This window comes from Nonomuraea thailandensis (genome assembly GCF_024172165.1).
GTDB lineage: Bacteria > Actinomycetota > Actinomycetes > Streptosporangiales > Streptosporangiaceae > Nonomuraea > Nonomuraea thailandensis.
In genome coordinates, this window is the sequence record NZ_JAMZEB010000002.1 from 5,468,885 (window position 1) to 5,484,369 (window position 15,485).

The following is a 15,485-nucleotide window of genomic DNA, read 5'->3' on the forward strand; positions in this document are numbered from 1 at the left end:
ACCCGATCTACCTGGCCGAGCCCGGATCATGCCTCTTCAGACCGCTGTCCGCCGCCTCACGCCTCGGAGGGGCTCGCCTGCACCGGCGTGAGCCGCGCGGCCAGCTCGCACCACACCACCTTGCCGCTCTCGCCTGGCGAGATGCCCCAGCCGGTGGACAGCAGGCGGACGACGTGCAGCCCCCAGCCGCTCATCGGGCCCGGCTCGCGGGTCTCCGGGAGCGCCACCCCGGTGTCGCCCACCTCGACGCGCACCCGCGACGTGCTCGCGCTCACGCGAAAGGCCGGCGGGCCGTCCCCGTGGACGAGCGCGTTCGTCACCAACTCCGAGACCACCAGCAGGACGTCCTCGTGACGCCCTTGGTAGCCGCACTCACTCAGGACCGTTCCCGCCAGGCGGCGTGCCACCGTGATGCTGCCCATCTCCTCCGGCAGATCGGTGTTCACCTGGTAACGCTCGGCCTCCTCACTTTCCACGCCTCTACTCTCGGGGAGCCGCGCGGCTGGTCACGAGACGCAAGCGCTTCAGGGCGGCTGATGCACGTGTGGGACTCGGACTAGTGCAAACGCGTCAATCCAACAGCCCGTCCCGCCGGGCCAGCGCCACCGCCTCCAGCTTGGAGCGGGCGCCCAGCTTCTCCAGCACGTGCTGGACATGGTTGCGCGCCGTGTTGCGGGCCACGCCCAGCCGGGCGCTGATCTCGTACGTGCTGGCGCCCTCGGCCAGGAGCAGCAGCGTCTCGCGCTCGCGGGCCGTCAGCGCGGACCCCACGTGCCCGGCGCGGCCGGTCAGCCGGTCGAGCACCCCGGGCAGCAGCCCGGGCGCGAACACCACCCCTCCGGCGGCCACCTCCCGCACGGCCGACTCCAGCTCGCCCAGCCGCGACGACTTCACCACCAGCCCGGCCCCTCCGGCCGCCACCACCCGGGCGGCCACGGACGCGGTCGCCTCCCCGGTCAGCACCAGCACCCGTGCCCTGGGCGCCACCGCCGCGAGCCGCCCGATCGCGGCCACGCCGTCGCCGTCGGGCAGCCTGCGGTCGAGCACGACGACGTCGGGCTGGCACCTGCCGGTGTCGGCCAGCGCGGCCGCGATGGTGCCCGACTGGGCGACCACCTCGATGTCGGGGGCTCTGCCCAGGGCCAGGCCGATGGCCTCCGCGACCATGGCGTGATCTTCCACGAGAACCAGCCGGATCGGAGGGGCGGTCGGCATGGTGCGTTGTCCCTTGTGGTGTTGGCTGCGTGCCGGACGGCGCCTGCCGCGATCTCACCGGTCCAGGCGCCCAAGAGCAGTCTTGCACGTACGCCGCGTCGCCGCAGGGGGCCGTCGCACGTCGGGCGCGGGTGGGCCTGGGCCGCAGCGGGACCACAAAGTGCGGCATGGCGGGCAATTGACCCAGAACAGACCGGGGTATGACGTTGGTAGGGTTATCCGGAAATGTGCGGATCTGGACGGGTGGGATAGGTGGAGGTCGAACAAACAGCACTGCCGGGTATCGGGCTCAGACACGACTTCACCACCCGCAAAGGACAGCGGGTAGGCGTCGTGTCCCACCGCACCGGCCGCCGGGACCTGGTCATCTACGACAAGGAAGACCCGGACGCCGTCTGCCAGACGGTCAAGCTCAACGACGAGGAGGCCGACGCCCTGGCCGAGCTCCTGGGCGCCCCCCGGATCGTGGCCCGGCTCAACCAGCTGCACCAGCAGGTCGAGGGCCTGGTCAGCGTGCAGCTCCCCATCCCGGCCGGCTCCCCCTACGCGGGCCGCCCCATGGGTGAGGCCCGGGTGCGGACCCGCACGAGCGCCTCCATCGTCGCGGTGGTGCGCAGCGGCCAGGTGTTCGCCAGCCCCGGGCCCGACTTCCCCTTCAACGCCGGCGACATCGTGGTCGTCGTGGGCGGCGAGGAGAGCACCGCAGAGGTCGCCGACATCCTGGCGAACGGGTAGGGCCGCGGGTGCACCATACCGCGATCGTTTTTCTTGAGTTCGGTGCTGTCCTGCTCGGCCTGGGAATCCTGGGCGCCCTCGCGCTGCGCGGGGGCATCTCCCCCATCCCGCTGTACCTGATCGCCGGCCTGGCCTTCGGCACCGGCGGCGTGCTGCCGCTGGCCACGAGCACGGACTTCCTGGAGATCGGCTCCGAGCTGGGCGTGGTCCTGCTGCTGCTCACGCTGGGCCTCGAATACAACGCCGACGAGCTGGTCACGAGCCTGACGAGCAACGCCCGCGCGGGCATCGTGGACCTGGTGCTCAACGCCGCACCCGGCGCCATCTGCGCGTTACTGCTCGGCTGGGGCCCCGTAGCGGCCGTGGCCATGGCGGGCGTCACCTACGCCACCTCGTCGGGCATCACCGCCAAGGTGCTGTCCGACCTGGGGTGGATCGGTAACCGCGAGACCCCGACCGTGCTGTCGCTGCTGGTCTTCGAGGACCTGACGATGGCGGTCTACCTGCCTGTCCTGACCACCCTGCTGGCCGGGCTCAGCTTCGTGCAGGGTGCGGTCTCGGTGGGCATCGCGCTGCTGACGGTGAGCGTGGTGCTGGTCGTGGCGCTGCGCTTCGGGCGGTTCATCGAGGCGTTCGTCTCCAGCCCCAACTCCGAGGTGCTGCTGCTCAAGGTCGTCGGGCTGGCCCTGCTGGTCGCCGGTCTGGCGCAGCAGCTGCAGGTCTCGGCGGCGGTGGGCGCGTTCCTGGTGGGCATCGCGCTGTCGGGCCAGCTCGCCGAGGACGCGCACGCGTTGCTGGCGCCGCTGCGCGACCTGTTCGCCGCGGTGTTCTTCGTCTTCTTCGGCCTGCAGACCGATCCGGCGAAGATCCTGCCGGTGGCCGGGCTGGCCGCGCTGCTGGCCCTGGTCAGCATGATCACCAAGCTGCTGACCGGCATGTACGCGGCCAGACGAGCGGGCATCGCCAAGGCGGGCCAGGCGCGGGCGGGCATCGCGCTCATCCCGCGCGGCGAGTTCAACATCGTCATCGCGGGCCTGGCGGTGGGCGCGGGCGTGCATCCCGACCTCGGCGCGCTGGCGGCGGCGTACGTGCTCATCCTGGCGGCGTTCGGCCCCCTGGCGGCCAAGCTGGTGCAGCCCTTCATCACCGCCATCGCCAAGCGGGCCGCCTGAGGGGCGGCCGGATCCGCTAGTTTGTTCGCATGGCAGAGCGCAGGTACGGCGTCCAGGCGCCCCCGACGGAGACCACGATCAGGTCCGCCGACTGGGACGGCCGCGAGATCGACGGCGAGAGCCACCACCGGGTCCTGTTCCAGGACGTGGACATGACCGAGCTCGTCGACCGCGGCTCCTCGTTCGAGGAGTGCCAGTTCAGGAACGTGCGGTTCAACGTGTCGGTGCACGAGGACGCGCGCTTCGTCAACTGCACGTTCTCGCGCTGCTCGTTCTTCGACGCCACGTTCAGCGGCTGCAAGCTGACGGGCAGCATGTTCGACGGCTGCACGTTCGGGCTGCTGAAGGTGACGGGCGGCGACTGGTCCTACGCCGGGCTGCCCGGCGCCGACCTGCGCGGCAGCGCCTTCCACGGCACCCGGCTGCGCGAGGCCGACCTGACCGGGGCCCGGCTGGAGGGCGCCGAGCTGCGGCGGGCCGACCTGTCGGGGGCGTGGCTGCACGGGGCCGACCTGACGAGATGCGACCTGCGGGGCAGCGATCTGAGCACGCTCGACCCACGCGAGGTGACGCTCAAGGACGCGGTCATCGACGCGTTCCAGGCGACGGTGGTGGCGGGCACGCTGGGCTTCGACGTACGGGACTGACGACGACGGCCGCCGCTGACGGCCTCGCGGGTTCGCGGAGGGGTGCGATTGCAGCAGGATGTGCGTGTGCCGAACGCCGAACTCACCGCCGCCGAGCAGGCCGTGGCCGCCGCCGTCCGCCGCGGCCACGACGTGGACCTGCGCTCGGGCGATCCCGCGAGCGACTCGCCCGCCAACGCCGCCGCCTGGGGCGCCGGCCGCGCCGTACGGGCGGAGGTGCTGGCGGAGCTGCTGCTCGGCGAGTACACCGACCCGGCCGACAAGCCGGCCCTGCGGCTGTCGGGGGCCCGCGTCACCGGCCTGTTACACCTGGCCTTCGGCGAGATCGACCTGCCGGTCACGTTCCGCGACTGCTTCTTCGACCAGACCCCCGACCTGTACCAGGCGCGCACCCGCTTCCTCAGCTTCGCCGGCTCCACCCTGCCCGGCCTGATCGCCTCCAACCTCCAGGTCGAGGGCGACCTGCGGCTGACCGGCTGCCACGTCACCGGCGAGCTGCGCCTGCGCAGCGCCCGCATCAGCAGCAACTTCTCGCTGAACGGCGCGCGCCTGGAGCCCGCCGCCGGCAGCGCGCTCAACGCCGAGCACCTCGACGTCGGCAGCAACCTGCTGCTGCGCGACGGGTTCGCCTGCGACGGCGAGATCATCCTCACCGCGGCCAGGATCGGCGCCGCGGTGAACCTCGAAGGCGCCCGGCTCCGGGCCCCCGGCGGGCTGGCGTTCGGCGGGTCGAACCTGGTCGCCCAGGTGGGCCTGTTCGCGCGGGAGATGAGCGTGGAGGGCGAGTTCTCGCTGCGGTTCGCCCGCGTCTCCGGGCCGCTCACCCTGCGGCGCTCCGTGCTGCGCAACCCGGGCGGCCTGGCCCTGCACGGCGGCGGGCTGAACGCCGAGGCGGGGCTGTACCTGTCGCTGGTCGAGACCGAGGGCACGGTCTGGCTGGAGGGCGCCGCCGTCGGCCGCGCGCTCAACCTGGACGGCGCCCGCCTGCGCGCCCCCGGCGGCGTGGCGCTGCGGGGCGACCGCATCGCCGTGGACGGCGCGCTGCTGGCCCGCGAGGGCATGTCGGCCGAGGGCGAGATCAGCCTGACCGACTCCTCGGTGACCGGCCCCGCGCACTTCAAGGGCGCCACGCTGGTCAACCCCGGCGGCCCGGCCCTGTCGGCGAACGGCATCACGGTCGGCAAGGTGCTCAACCTGTGCGAGGGCTTCTCGGCGCAGGGCCGGATCCGGCTGACGTACGCGCAGATCGGCAGCCGCCTGTGCTTCGACGACGCCACGCTGGAGGCGCCGGGCGGCAAGGCGCTCACCTGCCGCCGGCTGGAGGCGCGGGAGCTGGCGATGCGGACGGCCAAGCCGGTGCGGGGCGCGGTCGACCTGCGGCACGCGCGCATCGGGGTGCTGCAGGACGACCCCGCGGTGTGGCCGGACGAGCAGTGCATGGACGGGCTGTCGTACGAGGTGCTGGAGCCCATGCTGCCGGCCGCCGAGCGGCTGGGCTGGCTGCGCCGCGACCCTGACGGTTACCTGCCGAACGCCTACGAGCAGCTCGCCGCGATGTACCGGCGGCTGGGCAGCGAGGCCGACGCCCGTGAAACGCTCCTGGCCGGGCAGCAGCAGCGCCGCGGCACCTTGCCGGGGTACGCCAGGTTCTGGGGGCTGCTGCAGGACGTCACCGTGGGGTACGGCTTCCGCCCGCTGCGGGCGGCCGGCTGGCTGGTGGCGCTGCTGGCGGTGGGCACCGTGGTGTTCGGGATGGCCGTGCCGCCGCCGCTGAAGCGCGGCGAGGCGCCGGAGTTCAACTCGTTCGTCTACAGCCTCGACCTGCTGCTGCCGATCATCGACTTCGGGCAGGAGAAGGCGTTCAACCCGGGCGGGGGCACGCAGTGGCTGGCGTACGGGCTGATCGCGGCGGGCTGGGTGCTGGCCACGACGATCGCCGCCGGGCTGACCCGCACGCTGCGCCGCGCCTGAGCACGCGTGCCTGGTTCGGGCGGCGTGCTCAGAGCAGCAGGTTGATGACGATCGTCAGCACCACCGACAGGACCAGCGATATGAGGATCATCGCCAGGCAGCCCATCCAGCCGCCCAGCGGTCTGACCTCCCAGTTCCCCCGCCTCATGCCGGTCCGCTACCCAAGCGGGCCCCTCTCAAGCGGGCCCCTCTCAAGCGGGCCCCTCTCAGGCGGGCCCCAGCAGCGGGCCTCAGCAGCGGGTTCAGGCGCTGACCGCGCGCAGGGCGCCCGGGTGGCGGCCGGTCAGGCGGTCGAGGGCGGCGGCCGTCTCGGCGTCGGCCGGCAGGTAGACGACGATCCGCTGGTCGTCGCCGAGCAGGTCGAGCGGCTCCCTGGCCAGCCGCAGCTCGCCGGCGCGCGGATGCGCCATGCGCTGCACGGGCGCCGCCCGCGGCGGCCCGGCGGCGGAGGCGGCCAGCCGCCCGGTGAACGCCTCACCCGCGGCGAACGAGAGCACGTCGACCAGCTCCCCCGCCCACACGTCGTCCGGCCCGGTCTCGTACCTGAGCGCGGCGGCCTGCTCGTCGGCCACCTTGTCCCAGTCGGGAAAGGCGATCCTGGCCCGCACGTCCACGAACACGTAGCGGGTCAGGTTCGGCGGCTCGCCGTCAAGCAGCCCGATGGGGCCGAAGAGCCGCTCGAAGCCGGTGGTGTGGGCGATGACCTCGCCCAGCCGGTTGAACAGCGCGGCGGGCGCGGGCTCGAGCCGGTCGAGCAGCGCGCGCACGGCCGGGCGCACGGTGCGGGCGGGCGCCTGCGTGGCGGCCGGGCACAGCGCGATGCCGCCACTGGCCACCTTGGCGAGGTTGCGCAGGTGCATGCGCTCGTCGGGCGTCATGCGCAGAGCGTCGGCCAGCGAGACGAGCACCTGCACCGACGGGTTGCGATCGCGGCCCTGCTCCAGCCTGGTCAGGTATTCGACGCTCACCCCCGCCACCGTGGCCAGCTCCGACCTGCGCAGCCCGGGGGTGCGCCGGCGCCCGCCGCCGGGCAGGCCCACGTCGGCCGGCTTGAGTGCTTCGCGGCGGGCGCGCAGGTAGGCGCCGAGCTCGTTCTCGCTCACGATGAGGATTTTACGGATCGTGCCCGCGCTTATCGTGGCCCTGCCGGGGCCAGTCTGAGCACGGCCTTCCTCGGCGCGCGGCGGCTCGGCAGGCTGGCGTCCATGACGAAGATGAGATTGGCGGTGATCTCGGGCAGCGTCCGCGAAGGACGTTACGGCCCCGGGATCGCCCGATGGTTCAGCGAGCAGGCGAGCACGCACGGGCTGTTCGACCTCGATGTGATCGACCCGGCCGGCACGGCCCTGCCCGCGGCGCTGCCGATCTCGCCGGAGCTGCTCCTCGACGTGGCCGGCCGGCCGGAGGAGATGCGCCGCCTGGCCGGGCGGCTGGAGCGGGCGGACGCGTTCGCCGTGGTGACGCCCGAGTACAACCACAGCTACCCCGCCGCGCTCAAGCACCTCATCGACTGGCACCTGACGCAGTGGCAGGCCAAGCCCGTGGCTCTGATCTCCTACGGCGGGCAGGGCGGCGGGATCCGCGCGGCCGAGCACCTGAGGCAGGTGTTCAACGAGCTGCACGCCGTGACGATCCGCAACTGGATCAGCTTCGACCAGCACTGGACCCGCTTCGACGCCGACGGCCGGCTCACCCGCGACGCCGAGGGCGCGCAGGCCGCGGCCAAATCCCTGCTGGACCAGCTCGGCTGGTGGAGCACCGCGCTGCGCCAGGCCAGGCTCGCCGTCCCCTACCAGGCGGCATGATGCGCTACAGGCTGCTGGGCCGCACCGGGCTGCGGGTCTCCGAGCTGTTCCTCGGCGCGATGACCTACCGCGAGGCCTCGCCCGAGGTGCGGCGCGTCTTCGACCTGTACGCCGAGTCCGGCGGCAACGTCGTGGACACGGCCTCGATGTACGGCGAGAGCGAGAGCGTGGTCGGCGAGCTCCTCCAGGGCCGCCGCGACCGCTTCGTCCTGGCCACCAAGTACACGCCCACCCGTGACCGCACCGACCTCAACGCCGCCGGCAACCACCGCAAGAACCTCGTCCTGTCGCTGGAACAGAGCCTGCGGCGGCTGCGTACCGACTACATCGACCTGTTCTGGGTGCACGTGTGGGACCGGCACACCCCGATCGAGGAGACGATGCGGGCGCTGGACGACGTGGTCCGGTCGGGGAAGGTGCTCTACGTGGGCATCTCCGACGCGCCGGCGTGGGTGGTGAGCCGGGCCGACATGCTGGCGCAGTGGCGGGGGTGGACGCCGTTCGCGGGGTTGCAGGTGCCGTACAACCTGCTCAGGCGCGACATCGAGCGGGAGCTGCTGCCGATGGCGCGGGCGCTCGGCATCAGCGTGGCGGCGTGGGGGGTGCTCGCGCACGGCGTGCTGTCCGGCCGGTACGCCGAGCCGGGCGCGGCGGCCTCGCGCGTCTCGCCCGAGTCGATCAGCGAGCGGGACCGGGCCGCGGTGCGCGCCGTGCTGGAGGTGGCGGGCGAGCTCGGCGTCACGGCCTCGCAGGTGGCGATCGGGTGGGCGCTGCGGCGCGGCGTGCATCCGATCCTCGGGACGAGCAGCGCCGAGCAGCTCAAGGACGACCTGGGGGCCTCGGACGCGGCCCGGGCGCTGCCGGAGGAGGCTCTGCGGCGGCTGGAGTCGGCGGTGGAGTTCGATCTGGGCTTCCCCGGCGACTTCGTCGGCGAGGTGGACCGCAGCCCGGACATCTACGGCGACGCCCTGCCCCGCCTCGACGGCCGCTGACTCCCGGGGCGGGTGGTCAGCAGAGGGCCATGGCCGTCTGCCACAGGCCCGGCAGTGCCGCGAGGACCCGGTCCCCGCGGCGCCGCCGGGCGGCGAACGTCTCCGCGCCCAGGTCGGCCAGCAGCTCGTGGAACTCGTCCGCGTACTCGGCGGGCAGGCCGGCCGCCTCCCGCTTGGCCATGCACCGCGCGTACGTGGCCACCATCCAGAAGACCGCCTCCCTGTGCAGGCCCCGCTCGATGAGCTCCATGCTGCCGTCGATGGCGGCCGGACGGGCGGCGGCGGAGATGTCGGAGTCGAAGCGGTAGCCGGGCGCCCGCACCGGGGCGGTCGCGTCGAACGCCTTGCCCAGCGCCGCCAGGTGCCGCCGCACCTGGCCGGCGCCGAGGCCGGCGCAGCCGAGCAGGTCGAGCAGGTGCTCGTGGAAGTCGAGCCGCCCGTGCTCGGCGAGCAGGTCGCGCACGGCCGCGTACCGGCGGCGGACGGTGGGGTTGCGCAGCCCGGCCACGAGCAGCACGTGCGCGGTCACCCCCGTGCCGAACAGCCAGGCGGCGACCTGGTCGGGCAGCGGCGCGGACTCGTCCATGCCGTTGATCCACCCCCGCACCCGGTCCATGGCGTTGGTGCAGCGCGCGAGGATCCAGGGCCGTTCGGCGAAGTCGCGGGAGACGACCCGCTGGAGCTCGGTCAGCCGTCCGGACGGGTCGGCCAGCACGCAGGGCAGGTGGAAGCTGCCCGCCAGGTGGTAGTCGCTGAGCACCTCGTGCGAGGAGCCGAGCGGGGCCGTGGAGGAGACCTCCAGCAGCACTCCCTTGTACGGAAATTTCCCCAGATGCGCGGCCGGCTCCGTGACCACCATGACGTCCACGTCGGACGTCGGCGCCAGCTCGTCCTCCGGGCCGGCCCACAACGCCGACCCGGTCAGGAACGCCCCGTCGAACCCGGGCAGCCCGGCGCCCTCTTCCCGCACCCACTCCCGTGCGACCTGCCTGGCCTGCTCAATCCGCATTCACTTCCTCCCGATCGGGCCTCCGGCGCGCGTTCCTGAACAGCAGGAACGCGCCCAGCACCACCAGCACCGCCAGCCCGCCCCAGATCCAGCCGGGAACCCCGGCCGGCTCCGCGGACCGCCCCGCGGCCGGCTCCGCGACCGCCGCGGAAGGCCGGCCGGCCTCCGTGACTGACGGTGCGCCGGACGGTGTCACCGCCGCCGGGCCGCCGGCCGAGGCCGAGGCCGATGCCGAAGATGATCCTTTCACGCTGAAGGGAATTTCGCCCTCAATGGGATGTCCGTCGGAGGAAACGACACGCCAGGCGATCGCGTACGAGCCGGGCGTGAGCGGCTCCGGCACAGCGGTGGACACCAGCGGCCCGTCGAGCCGGGGCTCGCCGAGCGCGACCTCCTTGCCGGTCGCGTCGTGCAGCACGACGAACGGGAACTTCACGCTCGCGCTGAACTCGAGCTCGATCTCCTCGATCGAACTGACCTCCGCGTTCTTGGCCGGCGAGCTGCGCTTGAGCGTGTCGTGGGCAAAGGCGGGCGAAGCGGGCAGAGCAAGCATCAGCGCGCAGGCGAGCGCGGCTGTGGCGGCCTTGCGGAAAAGTGCCATGACGGGTCTCCGAATGATCTTCCGGACGACCGCGCCCGTGGCGCCGGACGTCCGGACACAGGCAAGGGCGAAGGGAACGGCGGCCACCGCGCGGAGGGCGGCGAAGCCGCTCAGGACGTGCCGCGACGCACGCGAAGGAGCGATCGCGACGCACGCGAAGGGGATCGCGAAGCACGCGAAGGGGATCGCGAAGCACGCGAAGGGGATCGCGACACAGGTCGAGGGCGTCAGTGACGTGGTGCCGCGGGTGGCCCTCGCCTGCTGATCGTGCCCGGGACCATCCGGCCCAAGCTCACGAGAGCGCCGGGCGTCGCCGGTCGCCACCCGAGCGGCGGCTCCCCCGCCCCGTCCTCCACGGGAGCGATGACGAGCAGCCGCACGGCCGGGCGTGGCGCGCCGTACAGGCGGATCATCAGCCACAACGCGCTCTCACCGCGATGCAGCCACCACGCCGTCAGCCCCGCCACCACGAGGTGGACCAGCACCATGCCGGGCGCGGGATGCCCATGTGCGGGATCGGCCGCCGGGCCGGGCGCGAGCCGTTCGAAGAGCTGGTGCAGCACCGTCTGGGTGCCGGCGGTCGCGGCGAGCACCGCCGCGAGCCCGCGCTCGCGGCCGTCGATCAGGTACGCCAGCCCGAACGCGGCCAGCACCCCGGCCAGGTAGACGCCGAACGGCACGAGACCCCCGCCGCCCAGCGCGTGCCCGCCCGCCGACACGGCGCCGCAGACCGTCGCGAACACGACGGCCCTCGACAGCCGCAGCGCCACAGACGCCACCGGGGTCGCCACCGGGGACGCCGCTGCGGGCGCCTCCGAGGCTCCCGGATGCGGGGCGAAGGGTGACAGGGTGGACACAGCCGACATCTTTTCACAAGGTTTCGCGCCCGCTGAGGTTCGAAACGCGTGTGCGGGGGCAGCGGACTTCGATGGACATCGCCACAAGCGCCGGCCAGGACCTGGAACGCACGGTCCGCCACGAGCTGATGGACGCGGGCTTCACCGTCGAGCCGTCGCTGATGTCCGCCGACGGCGGGCTCGGAGTCTGGCACGACCCCACACGCGGGGTGGTCGTCACCTGGGGCACCTCGGCCGACCAGCTCGTCCGGCACGCGACCATCCGCTCCGCGGTCCTGCTCGCGCTGCGGACGGTGCTGATCGAGGCGGGTCATCAGGTCAGGGAGGACTTCAACGGCCTGGAGCTGGTCGTCACGGCCTGAACCCGCACTCGTCACGGTCCCGCGGTCGTCACGACCTGGCCGCGCGCAGCGGGCGGCCCGCCTCGTGCAGGTGGCGCAGGGCCTGCCCCCATGACTCCAGCAGGCCGCACTCGACGTAGTCGACGCCGAGCGAGGCGCAGTAGTCGCGCACGATGGGCTGGGCCTTGCGCAGGTTCGCGGTGGGCATGCTGGGGAACAGGTGGTGCTCGATCTGGAAGTTCAGGCCGCCGAGCGCGGTGTTGACCAGGCGTCCGCCGCGCACGTTGCGGGAGGTCAGCACCTGCTTGCGGAGGAAGTCCAGCTCGTCCTCGGCGGTGAGGACCGGCATGCCCTTGTGGTTGGGCGCGAACGTGCAGCCGAGGTAGACGCCGTAGGCGGCCTGGTGCACGGCCACGAACAGCAGCGCCATCGGCGGCGGCAGCACCACGAAGATCGCCGCCAGGTACGCCACCACGTGCGCGGCCAGCAGCGCGCCCTCGGTCCCCCGGTGCTTCAGCGACGGGCGGCGCAGCGCGCGGAAGCTCGACACCTTGAGGTTCACGCCTTCGAGCGTGAGCAGGGGGAAGAACAGGAACGCCTGCCAGCGGCCGACGAACCGGGGCAGCCCCCGGCTGGCCTCGGCCTGCCGCTGGGACCAGATGAGGACGTCGGGCGCCACGTCGGGGTCGTGGTCCTCGTGGTTGGGGTTGGCGTGGTGGCGGGTGTGCTTGTCCATCCACCAGCCGTAGCTGAGCCCGACGGCCAGGTTGCCGACGATCAGCCCGGCGATCCTGCTGACGCGCCGTGAGCGGGTGATCTGCCCGTGCGCCAGGTCGTGGGCCAGCAGCGTGACCTGGGCGAACGCCACCGCCATCAGCACCGCGACGCCGAGCTGCCACCAGGAGTCGCCGAGCGCGGCGAACAGCGCCCACGTGCCCCCGAACAGGGCGGCCACCAGGCCGATCCGCATCGCGTAGTAGCCGGGCCGCTTGTCGAGCAGCCCGGCCTCGGCGACGCGGCGCGAGAGCCGCGCGAAGTCACTTCCCCGTCGGGTGCCCCGCCGTTCCGGGGCCGGGTGGGAGGTCTCTGCCACAGTCACGTTTCGTCTCCGATGCCGAGGAGGGGATGATCTCTCCTCAGCATCGCGAGCGACGGTGGCCCGGCGGACCCCCGCTGTCACCCGTCCTGCCGGTAGGGCAGGCCCTACCAGGAGCCCGCCCTTGGGCGTCCCCGCCGCCTGGGGGATCGGGCCGGCCCATCGCACTCAGCGTGGCACTGGACGACGACTCTCTCACCTGGTGGGGAATGGCGGGCGGCGGGGGCGCCGGCTCAGGCGAGCTGCAGGGCGGGCATCGGCTCCGGCGCCGCGGCCTCGCCGTGGACGTGCAACTCCGGGCGGAAGGCGGCCAGGTACGCCTCCCGGTCGCGGAAGGTCGCGGCCAGCGCGTCGCCGTAGTCGATGAGCTGGCGGTGGGCGTGCCTGCGCGGCTCGTACCGGGCGTGGAGCAGCCGGTCGAGCAGCACAGGGTCGTCACCCGCGGCGCAGATGACGTCCGCCAGGATCTCGGCGTCGTGCAGCGTGTAGCTCATGCCCATGCCGGTCATCGGGTGGCAGGCGAACGCCGCCGAGCCGAGCAGGGCGGCGTTGCCCTTGTGGTACGCCTCCACGCGCAGCGACGAGACCTTGATCCGCTGCCAGGTGGCGGGCTGCAGGAAGTCGAACGCGTCCGAGCTCTCGGTCACGAACTTCTTCAGCTCGTCGATCAGTGCGGGGATGCCGTCCTGGAAGATCTCCTTGTCGTCCTCGGGCGGCAGGCCGACGAACACGCGGGCCTGGTCCCTGCTGATCGGATAGAGGTAGGTGAGCCAGCCCTCGGAGCTGAAGTACAGCCGGTTGAGCTGGGCGACGCTGGCGCTCAGCGGCACGGTCGCCACCCGCATGAGCAGCCGCTCGTACGGCATCGTCACCTGCTCGATGCCCAGCGCCTGCCGCACGGCGGACTTGGTGCCGTCGGCGCCGATCACCACCCCGGCCCGCAACCGCCTCCCGTCCAGCAGCATGAGCTCCTCAACGCGGTCCTCGCCCACCGCGATGTCCGCGATGCTGGCGTCGAACCAGAACTCGACGCCCTGCATCGCGCAGGAGGTGTAGATGAGCTCGACCAGCTCCCGGTAGGGACGGATGAGGAAGCCGCCGTCGGGGAAGCGGCACTCCTTGATGGGGTCGCCATCGTGGTAGTAGCGGATGATGTCGCGTCGCAAACCATGGCGTTCGACGAGGTCGGCCAGCCCGTGCCGGGCCAGCACCCGCAGGCCGGGGGGCTTGAGGAAGTCGGCGCCCGCGCTCGGGACCGAGGGTCCCTGCTCGATGACGACGACGTTCAGGCCACGGCGGCCCAGCAGCAAGGCCAGGAAGCAGCCGCCCAGCCCGGCGCCGACGATGGCTACGTCGCACGATGTGGTTGCCATGACGAGAGCCCTTCTAATGGTTGAACTAGTTCGTATGCCCGCGGGTGCCGGCGAGGGGGCCGGGTTCGGCCGATCGCGGCCGCGGGACCGGGTCCATGTAGGGGTCTGCGGGGGGTGTGCGGGTCTCGACTGGCAGCAGCGCGTCGGCCTCCGCCGCCACGGTGGCGAGGGTCATGCGCAGCTCGAGCAGCAGCCGGCGGGGCACCTTGACCATGACGTCGTCCGGATCCGGTCGCATCCGGGTGATCTTGGTCAGGGCGAGTGCTCCGATCAGCACAGAGATGGCCACGCACAGGGCGAGCGCGCCGGCCAGGCCCGCGAAGGGGCCGGTCATGAACGGGTGGTCGATCACGACGGACACGACCGCGATGCCGACGGCGCCGCCGACCATGCGGGCCATGGTGGCCGCGCCGACGGCGGAGGCGTACTGGTGGGGGCGGGCGGCCAGGGTGGTGGCGACGGAGGTGCCGGGCGCGAGCGCGCCGACCCCCACGCCGACCACGACGCTGGCGACCAGGCCCCACACGGTGGGGCCCGCCTGCGTCAGCACGAGCACGCAGGCGCCGCCGCACAGCAGCGAGCCGGCGTAGATGAGGCCGTACGCGCCGACCCGTTTGACGACCTTTCCGGCCAGGAAGCTCGTCACGACGACGGCCACCGACGTGGGGGTCAGCCACATGGCGACTTCGAGCATGGGGTAGCCGAGGTGCAGCAGGTACAGCGGCTGCACGGTGAGCAGCCCGTACGACAGCGCGCCGAACCCCCAGGTGGCCAGCCAGCCCCAGACGAACCGGGGCCGCCTCCACAGGGCCAGGTCGATCGCGGGCAGGCGGTGGTGCCTGGCCTGCGCGAGCGCGCCGCCGAGCAGGGCCAGCGCGGCCAGCGCCAGCCACACCACGTCCATGCCCCAGGCCATGGCCTTGGAGATGGCCAGGACCACGACGGCGATCCCGGCGGCCAGCAGCCAGGCGCCGAGCATGTCCGGCATGCCCTTGGCGGGGGTGCGCCGGCCGGACGGGAGCGCCACGCACGCGACGAGCAGCGCCACTCCGATGATGACGTCGGGGACGAACAGCGCCCGCCAGCCGACGGTGGCGGCCAGCCAGCCGCCGCCCGCCTGCATGAGCAGGCAGCCCAGCCCGGAGGCGGAGCTCCACAGCGCGATCGCGCCGCGGCGCTGTGACTCGGGCAGCTCGCCGAGCAGCAGCCCGAGGCTGGCCGGGATCATCGCCGCGGCTCCGGCGCCCTGCACGGCCCGTGCGGCCAGCACGTACGACCAGGGCTCCACGGTGACGGTGGCGATCCCGCCCAGCACGAAGACCACGAGCCCGACCGCGAGCACGCGGCGGCGCCCGAACAGGTCGGCCCAGCGGCCGGCGGTGGCCAGCAGGGCCGCGATCGGGATGAACGCCGCGCTGGTCAGCCAGACCAGGTCACCCAGCGGCATGCCGGCGCCGGAGGGTGTGTACCGCAGCACTCCCACTGCCAGGGTGGTGGCCGTGGTGTCGGCCATCACCGTCAACATGACACCCGCACCGACCAGGCGCAGCATCACACCGTGACGCCGGTCCGCGCCGGTCGTGCCCGTCCCCCGGACGGCCGCTGGTGACGAACGCACGTGTCCTCCTATGAAGGTTCCCGCCTCGCGCACCCTCCGGCGGTGCTCGGTGC

Annotated in this window: 17 protein-coding genes; 7 read left to right on the forward strand and 10 right to left on the reverse strand. The window is 72.9% G+C overall.

Translation table 11 applies throughout. The annotated features are described in order from the left end of the window. Nucleotides 1-56 precede the first annotated feature (56 nt). Nucleotides 57-476, reverse strand: coding sequence for an ATP-binding protein (locus HD597_RS28680; protein ID WP_253745962.1), 420 nt, complete (start codon nt 474-476; stop codon nt 57-59). Between the two features lie 94 nt (nt 477-570). Beyond that, entirely contained in the window at nt 571-1,215 is a 645-nt protein-coding gene (locus HD597_RS28685) for a response regulator transcription factor (RefSeq protein WP_253745963.1), read from the reverse strand. 252 nt (nt 1,216-1,467) lie between these two features. Between HD597_RS28685 and HD597_RS28690 the strand changes: the two genes are divergently transcribed. The 4 genes from HD597_RS28690 (at nt 1,468) to HD597_RS28705 (ending at nt 5,740) form a co-directional block, all read left to right on the forward strand. Further along, complete coding sequence (locus HD597_RS28690) at nt 1,468-1,950, forward strand: cation:proton antiporter regulatory subunit (RefSeq protein ID WP_253745964.1); 483 nt, start codon at nt 1,468-1,470, stop codon at nt 1,948-1,950. Nucleotides 1,951-1,958: 8 nt separating this feature from the next. Beyond that, nucleotides 1,959-3,122 carry a cation:proton antiporter gene (locus HD597_RS28695; protein WP_253745965.1) on the forward strand — a complete coding sequence of 388 codons (1,164 nt, stop codon included), beginning with the start codon at nt 1,959-1,961 and terminating at the stop codon, nt 3,120-3,122. A gap of 29 nt (nt 3,123-3,151) precedes the next feature. Next, on the forward strand, nt 3,152-3,769 hold the full coding sequence (locus HD597_RS28700) for a pentapeptide repeat-containing protein (protein WP_253745966.1): 618 nt from the start codon (nt 3,152-3,154) through the stop codon (nt 3,767-3,769). 66 nt (nt 3,770-3,835) lie between these two features. After that, nucleotides 3,836-5,740, forward strand: a complete 1,905-nt coding sequence (locus HD597_RS28705) for a hypothetical protein (protein ID WP_253745967.1) — start codon at nt 3,836-3,838, stop codon at nt 5,738-5,740. Between the two features lie 144 nt (nt 5,741-5,884). On the opposite strand, the gene HD597_RS67340 is transcribed toward HD597_RS28705, so the two are convergent. Together HD597_RS67340 and HD597_RS28710 are read right to left on the reverse strand one after the other, a co-directional pair. Beyond that, nucleotides 5,885-5,986, reverse strand: a complete 102-nt coding sequence (locus HD597_RS67340) for a pentapeptide repeat-containing protein (protein ID WP_486348742.1) — start codon at nt 5,984-5,986, stop codon at nt 5,885-5,887. Then, nucleotides 5,983-6,843, reverse strand: a complete 861-nt coding sequence (locus HD597_RS28710) for a helix-turn-helix domain-containing protein (protein ID WP_253745968.1) — start codon at nt 6,841-6,843, stop codon at nt 5,983-5,985. Before HD597_RS28710 ends, HD597_RS67340 begins: the two co-directional genes overlap by 4 nt. A 102-nt stretch (nt 6,844-6,945) precedes the next feature. Between HD597_RS28710 and HD597_RS28715 the strand changes: the two genes are divergently transcribed. Further along, entirely contained in the window at nt 6,946-7,545 is a 600-nt protein-coding gene (locus HD597_RS28715) for an NADPH-dependent FMN reductase (RefSeq protein WP_253745969.1), read from the forward strand. After that, a complete protein-coding gene (locus HD597_RS28720; protein ID WP_253759515.1) occupies nt 7,545-8,537 on the forward strand; it encodes an aldo/keto reductase in 993 nt (330 codons plus the stop codon). Before HD597_RS28715 ends, HD597_RS28720 begins: the two co-directional genes overlap by 1 nt. A 16-nt stretch (nt 8,538-8,553) precedes the next feature. On the opposite strand, the gene HD597_RS28725 is transcribed toward HD597_RS28720, so the two are convergent. From HD597_RS28725 to HD597_RS28735, 3 genes are read right to left on the reverse strand one after another with little or no spacing between them, the layout of a single operon-like run. Further along, nucleotides 8,554-9,546 (reverse strand): hypothetical protein, encoded by a 993-nt coding sequence (locus HD597_RS28725; RefSeq protein ID WP_253745970.1) that lies wholly within the window; start codon nt 9,544-9,546, stop codon nt 8,554-8,556. Continuing rightward, nucleotides 9,536-10,471 (reverse strand): copper resistance CopC family protein, encoded by a 936-nt coding sequence (locus HD597_RS66005; protein ID WP_253745971.1) that lies wholly within the window; start codon nt 10,469-10,471, stop codon nt 9,536-9,538. Before HD597_RS66005 ends, HD597_RS28725 begins: the two co-directional genes overlap by 11 nt. Further along, the gene (locus HD597_RS28735; RefSeq protein WP_253745972.1) at nt 10,375-11,004 is read right to left on the reverse strand and encodes a hypothetical protein; all 630 of its coding nucleotides are present in this window, start codon (nt 11,002-11,004) and stop codon (nt 10,375-10,377) included. Before HD597_RS28735 ends, HD597_RS66005 begins: the two co-directional genes overlap by 97 nt. A gap of 71 nt (nt 11,005-11,075) precedes the next feature. Here HD597_RS28735 and HD597_RS28740 point away from each other — a divergent pair, with 71 nt between their 5' ends. Beyond that, a complete protein-coding gene (locus HD597_RS28740) occupies nt 11,076-11,366 on the forward strand; it encodes a hypothetical protein (protein WP_253745973.1) in 291 nt (96 codons plus the stop codon). A gap of 28 nt (nt 11,367-11,394) precedes the next feature. Here HD597_RS28740 and HD597_RS28745 read toward each other — a convergent pair whose 3' ends face one another. The 3 genes from HD597_RS28745 to HD597_RS28755 all read right to left on the reverse strand — a co-directional run bounded on the left by HD597_RS28745 (nt 11,395) and on the right by HD597_RS28755 (nt 15,432). Further along, nucleotides 11,395-12,444, reverse strand: a complete 1,050-nt coding sequence (locus tag HD597_RS28745) for a fatty acid desaturase family protein (RefSeq protein ID WP_253745974.1) — start codon at nt 12,442-12,444, stop codon at nt 11,395-11,397. A 230-nt stretch (nt 12,445-12,674) separates the two neighbouring features. Beyond that, nucleotides 12,675-13,814, reverse strand: coding sequence for an FAD-dependent monooxygenase (locus tag HD597_RS28750; RefSeq protein WP_253745975.1), 1,140 nt, complete (start codon nt 13,812-13,814; stop codon nt 12,675-12,677). Nucleotides 13,815-13,839: 25 nt separating this feature from the next. After that, complete coding sequence (locus HD597_RS28755) at nt 13,840-15,432, reverse strand: MFS transporter (RefSeq protein WP_253745976.1); 1,593 nt, start codon at nt 15,430-15,432, stop codon at nt 13,840-13,842. Nucleotides 15,433-15,485: the final 53 nt, after the last annotated feature.